Below are 6,279 nucleotides of genomic sequence, written 5' to 3' on the forward strand. Positions count from 1 at the left end.
GCGTACAACATGCCCGGCGCGCTGCGCCTGCGCGGGCGGCTGCACGTCGCGGCGCTGCGGGCGAGCCTGGACGGGCTGGTGCGGCGTCACGAGGCGCTGCGCACGGTCTTCGCCGAGCAGGACGGCGCGCCCGTGCAGGTAATCCAGGCGGCGGCCCCGGTGGCGCTGCCGGTCGTCGACCTGCGGGGCGTGCCGGAGGCGGAGCGGGAGCCGGAGGCGGAGCGGCTCGCCGCGGAGGAGGCGCTGCGCCCGTTCGACCTGGCGCGCGGCCCGCTGCTGCGGAGCACGCTGGTGCGCCTGGGCGGAGCGGACCACGTGCTGCTGATCACCCTCCACCACGTGGTGAGCGACGGCTGGAGCATGGGGGTGCTGGTGCGCGAGGTCTCCGCGCTGTACGCGGCGTACGGCCGGGGCGAGGAGCCTCGCCTGCCGGAGCTGGCGGTGCAGTACGCCGACTACGCGGTGTGGCAGCGGGGCTGGCTCTCGGGCGAGGTGCTGGAGGCGCAGATCCGCTTCTGGAAGGAGAAGCTGGCGGGGGCGCCGCCGCTGCTGGGGATCCCCACGGACCGGCCGCGCGCGGCGGGGCGGAGCGCGCGCGCGGCGAGCCATCGCTTCGAGTTGCCGGCCGCGGTGTCGCGGGAGCTGCGGGCGCTGTCGCGGCGCGAGGGGGCGACGCTGTTCATGACGCTGCTGGCGGCCTGGCAGGCGCTGCTGGGGCGGTACGCGGGGCAGGAGGACGTGGTGGTGGGAAGCCCGATCGCGGGGCGGAGCCGGCGCGAGACGGAGGGGCTGGTCGGCTTCTTCGTGAACATGCTGGCCCTGCGGACGGAGCTGGAGGGGGACCCGAGCTGGCGGGAGCTGGTGGGACGGGTGCGGGAGGGGGCGCTGGGAGCGTACGAGCACCAGGAGCTGCCCTTCGAGCGGCTGGTGGAGGAGCTGGAGGTGGAGCGGAGCCTGGCGCACACGCCGGTCTTCCAGGTCACGTTCGCGCTCGAGCGCTCCCCTGCGCAGGACGTGCTGGCGCTGGGGGACCTGGCGGTCGAGCGGTTCGGGGGAGGAGGGGGCGTCGGCAAGTTCGACCTGGACCTGACGCTGGAGGATGGCGGGGAGACGCTCGCGGGAGCGCTCGTCTACCGGGCGGCGCTGTGGGACGCGGAGACGGTGGGGCGGCTGGCGGGGCACCTGGAGCTCCTCCTGGAGGCCATGGCGGCCGATCCCACGCGGCGCGTCGCCGAGATCTCGCTCCTGCGCGACGCCGAGCGCGTGCAGGTGCTGGAGAGCTGGAACGCCACCGCGGCCCCGTACCCCCCGGCCTGCGTGCACGAGCTGGTCGCGGCGCAGGCCGCCCGCACCCCCTGCGCGGCCGCGGTGGTCTTCAGGGGCGAGACGCTCTCATACGCGGAGCTGGAGTCACGCGCCAACCGCCTCGCCCACCACCTGCGGCGACTCGGCGTCGGACCCGAGACCCGCGTGGGCGTCTGCCTGGAGCGCACCCTCGAGCTGGTGGTTGCCCTCCTCGCCGTGCTCAAGGCCGGCGGCGCCTACGTCCCGCTCGATCCGGCGTACCCGCGCGAGCGGCTGGGCTGGATGCAGGAGGATGCCGGCGTCGCTCTCGTCCTCACCTCCAGTGCCCTCGCGGGCGTGCTCCCCACGGGCACCCGCGGCCTCGCGCTGGACGCCGCGCGCGCCGCCGTCGACGCCGAGCCGGACGGGGCTCCGGAGCCGGGCGTGCTCCCCGAGAACCTCTCGCACGTCATCTTCACCTCGGGGTCGACGGGGCGGCCCAAGGGAGTGATGATCCGCCACTCGTCCGTGGTCGTCCTGCTGCACTGGCTGCGCGAGGCCGTCTCCGACGAGGAGCGGGCGTCGGTGCTCTTCTCCACCTCGATCAACTTCGACGTCTCGGTGGCCGAGGTCTTCGGCACGCTGGCCTGGGGCGGGAAACTGGTGCTGGTGGAGAACGCGCTGGAGCTGTCGGCGCTGGAGGAGCCGGTGGTCTGCGCCAGCATGGTGCCCACCGCGGCGGCGGTGCTGCTGCGCATGGGCGGCATCCCGGCCTGTGTTCGGACGCTGAACCTCGGGGGCGAGGCGCTGCCGAACGACCTGGCGCAGGCGCTCTACGCGCTGGGCACGGTGGAGAAGGTGGGCAACCTCTACGGACCGACCGAGGACACCACCTACTCCACGTACTCTCTCGTGGAGCGGGGCGCGGAACGGGTGCTGGTGGGCCGGCCGGTCGCCGGTACGCAGGCATACGTGCTGGACGGCGAGATGCAGCCGGGGCCGGTGGGCGTCGTCGGTGAGCTGTACCTGGCCGGAGAAGGGCTCTCGCGCGGCTACGCGGGCCGGCCCGAGCTGACCGCGGAGCGCTACCTGCCGAACCCGTTCGCGGCGCCGGGCTCGCGGATGTACCGGGTGATGGACCGGGTACGTTGGCACTCCACGGGCGAGCTGGAATACCTCGGGCGCACCGACTTCCAGGTCAAGGTGCGGGGCTTCCGCATCGAGCTGGGCGAGATCGAGGCGGCGCTTCGCTCCCATCCCGCCGTGCGCGAGGCAGCGGCCGTGGTGCGCGAGGACGCCTCCGGCGCGCCGGGCGACCGGCGCATCGTCGCCTACGTCGTCCCCGTGGACGGCGCCGCCCCCGCCGCGGCGGAGATGCGCGTGCACGTCAAGGCGCGGCTCCCGGAGTACATGGTGCCCTCCGCCTTCGTCTCCCTGGAGACGCTTCCGCTCAACCCGAACGGCAAACTCGACCGCCGCGCCCTCCCCGCGCCGGAGGCGTCCCAGGGCGGGGGGTACGTCGCGCCGCGTACGCCGACCGAGGAGCTGCTGGCCGGGATCTTCGCGGAGGTGCTGGGGCTGGCGCCGGAGCGGGTGGGGGCGCGCGACGACTTCTTCGAGCTGGGCGGCCACTCGCTGCTGGCGACCCGCGCCGCCTCGCGGGCGCGGGTGGCGTTCGGGGTGGAGGTGCCGCTGCGGGCGATCTTCGAGGCGCCCACCGTGGCCGCGCTGGCGGCGGAGGTGGATGCGCTGCTGCGCGCGGGTGCCGGCACGGCCGCGCCGCCGGTCGTGCCCGTCCCGCGCGATCCGCTGCGCGGGCTCCCCCTTTCGTTCGCGCAGCAGCGGCTCTGGTTCATCGACCGGCTCCAGCCCGGGAGCGCCGCCTACAACATCCCAGCCGCCATGCGTATCCGCGGCGCGCTGGACGTGGGGGCGCTGCGCCGCGCGTTCACGGAGGTGGTGCGCCGCCACGAGGCGCTGCGCACCGTCCTGGTGGACGAGGGCGGCGAAGCGATGCAGGTGATTCTCCCGGCCGCGCCGGTCCCGCTCCCGGTGCTGGACTTCTCCGGGCTCGCGGGGGAGACGCGGCAGGCGGAGGCGCTGCGCCGGCCCGGGGAGGAGGGGCGCCGCCCGTTCGACCTGTCGCGCGGACCGCTGCTGCGCGTGGCGCTGGCGCGCCTGGGGGAGGAGGAGTGGCTCCTCTGCCTCACCATGCACCACGTCGTCGGCGACGGCTGGAGCATCGTCGTCCTGGCGCGGGAGCTCTCCACCCTGTACGTCGCGTACCGCGAGGGTAGGGAGTCGCCCCTCCCGGAGCTGCCGGTGCAGTACGCGGACTACGCCGTCTGGCAGCGGGAGTGGCTCCGGGGCGAGGTGCTGGAGGCACAGCTCCGCTACTGGCGCGAACAGCTGGAAGGCGCCCCGCCGCTGCTGGAGTTGCCGACCGACCACCTGCGCCGCGGCGGGCCGGGCGCGGCGGAGGCGAGCCGGGGCTTCGCCGTGCCGGCCGGGGTGACGCGCGCGCTGCGCGGGCTGGGGCGGCGGGAGAGCGCCACGCTGTTCATGACGCTGCTGGCCGGGTGGCAGAGCCTGCTGGGGCGCTATGCCGGGCAGGAGGACGTGGTGGTGGGCACCCCGGTCGCCGGTCGCTCGCGCGCGGAGGTGGAGGGGCTCATAGGCTTCTTCGTCAACACGCTGGTGATGCGCGCCGACCTGGGCGGCGACCCCACCTTCCGGGAGCTGCTGGGCCGGCTGCGGGAGGCGGCGCTGGGCGCGTACCAGCACCAGGAGGTGCCCTTCGAGAAGCTCGTGGAGGAGCTGGGCGTGGAGCGCAGCCTGGCGCAGACGCCGCTCTTCCAGGTCATGTTCGTGCTGCAGAACAACGAGCGCGCCGTCCTGGAGCTGGGCCACGCCACCCTGGAGAGGGTCGAGAGCGGGACTTCGGCCGCCAGGTTCGACCTCTCGCTGCACCTGGAAGAGACGGACCGCGGGATCGAAGGCGCGCTCTCCTACCGGCGGGAGCTGTGGGACGCCGGGACCATGGCCCGCCTCCTCGACCAGTTCGGGCACCTCCTGGAACAGGTGGCCGCGTACCCGGAGCGCAGGCTCTCCGAGCTGTCGCTGCTCCGCGCCGCGGAGCGGGAGCAGGTGCTGGCGGCGTGGAACGCCACCGCGGCTCCGTATCCGCGCGAGCGCTGCCTCCACGAGCTCTTCGCCGAGCAGGCCGCCCTCACGCCCGACGTCCCGGCCGTCGTATTCGGCGCGGAAGTCCTCACCTACGCCGAGCTGGACCGCCGCTCCAACCATGTCGCCCACGTGCTGCGGCGCAGCGGCGCCGGTCCGGAGGTGCGGGTGGCGCTCTGCCTGGAGCGCGGGCCCGATCAGCTCGTCGCGCTGCTGGCCGCCCTCAAGGCCGGCGGCGCCTACGTCCCGCTGGATCCTGCCTACCCGACCGAGCGCCTCGCCTCCCTCATCGAGGACGCCGGGGCGCCCGTGGTCCTGACGCGGTCGCACCTGCGGGACCGCCTCCCCGCCTCCGGCGCCGAGGTCCTCTGCCTCGACGAGTCCACCCTGCAGGGGGAGAGCGACGTGATGCCGACGAGCGGCGTCGCGCCGGAGAACCTCGCGTACGTGATCTACACCTCGGGCTCCACCGGCCGTCCCAAGGGCGTGCTCGTGCAGCACCGCTCGGTGGTCAACCTCTCCGCGGCGCTGCGGGAAGCGGTCTACTCGCGCCGCGGGACGGCTGCGTCGCCGCGGGTGAGCCTGAACGGGCCGTTGACCTTCGACACCTCCGTCAAGCAGTGGGTGCAGCTGCTGCACGGCGCGACGCTCTGCCCGGTGCCGGAGGAGATCCGCTACGACGCGGAGGCGCTGAGCAGGTTCCTGCGCGAGTGCGAGGTGGATGTCTTCGACTGCACGCCGGCGCAGCTACGGATGCTGGTGGGCGAGGGGCTGCTGGAAGGGCCGGGGAGGACGCCGACGGACGTCCTGGTGGCGGGGGAGGCGATCGAGGCGCCGCTGTGGGAGCGGCTTGTGGCGATGGAGGAGCGCCGGTTCTGGAACCTGTACGGTCCGACGGAGTGCACGGTGGACGCGGCGCTGAGCCGGGTCGAGGGAGAGCGGCCACGCATCGGGCGGGCGGTGGCGAACGCGCAGACGTACGTGCTGGACGAGGCGGGGGAGCCCGCGCCGGTGGGTATCCCGGGGGAGCTGTACGTGGGGGGCGCGGGGGTGGCGCGCGGCTACCTGGGCCGTCCGGAGCTGACGGCCGAGCGCTTCCTCCCCGACCCGTTCTCGGGCGAGGCGGGAGCGCGGCTGTACCGCACCGGCGACCGGGTGCGCTGGCTGGCCTCCGGAGAGCTGGAGTACCTGGGGCGGACCGACTTCCAGGTGAAGGTGCGCGGCTTCCGCGTCGAGCCGGAGGAGATCGAGGCCGCGCTGCGGGGGCACCCCGGCGTGCGGGACGCCGTGGTCCTCGCGCGGGAGGACGCCCCGGGAAGAACGATGCTCGTCGCGTACCTGGTTCCCACGGGGGAAGGGGGAGCCGCGCTCGTGGACGAGCTGCGGACGCACCTCCGCGAGCGCCTCCCGGAGCAGATGGTGCCCGCCGACTTCGTGCTCCTCGACTCGCTCCCCCTCTCCCCGAGCGGCAAGGTGGACCGCCGGGCGCGACCCGCGCCGGAGCGCAGCGGTGGAGGGCGTGAGGGCGGTGCGCCGCTCACCGCGACCGAGCGCGCGCTGGCCGCCATCTGGGAGGAAGCCCTGGGTGTGCGCCACGTCGGCGTAGGCGACAACTTCTTCGACCTGGGCGGACACTCCCTCCTCCTGGCCCAGGTCCATTCCCGTCTGCAGGAGCGGTTCCCGGACCGGGTCGCGCTGGTGGACCTGTTCACCCACCGCACCCTGGGGGCGCTCGCCACGCGCCTGGACCGCGGCGGCCCGCCGATCACGCCCAGGGCGCCGCAGGTCCGGAAGACGCCCGCGGCGCCGGAC

General features: G+C 74.7%; 1 protein-coding gene. It reads left to right on the forward strand.

Annotation, left to right across the window (positions count from 1 at the left end; translation table 11 throughout):
- On the forward strand, positions 1-6,279 hold a 6,279-nt coding region (locus VGR37_14145), incomplete at both ends, for an amino acid adenylation domain-containing protein (GenBank protein HEV2148540.1).

The sequence above is a fragment of the Longimicrobiaceae bacterium genome, assembly GCA_035936415.1.
Lineage (GTDB): Bacteria > Gemmatimonadota > Gemmatimonadetes > Longimicrobiales > Longimicrobiaceae > JAFAYN01.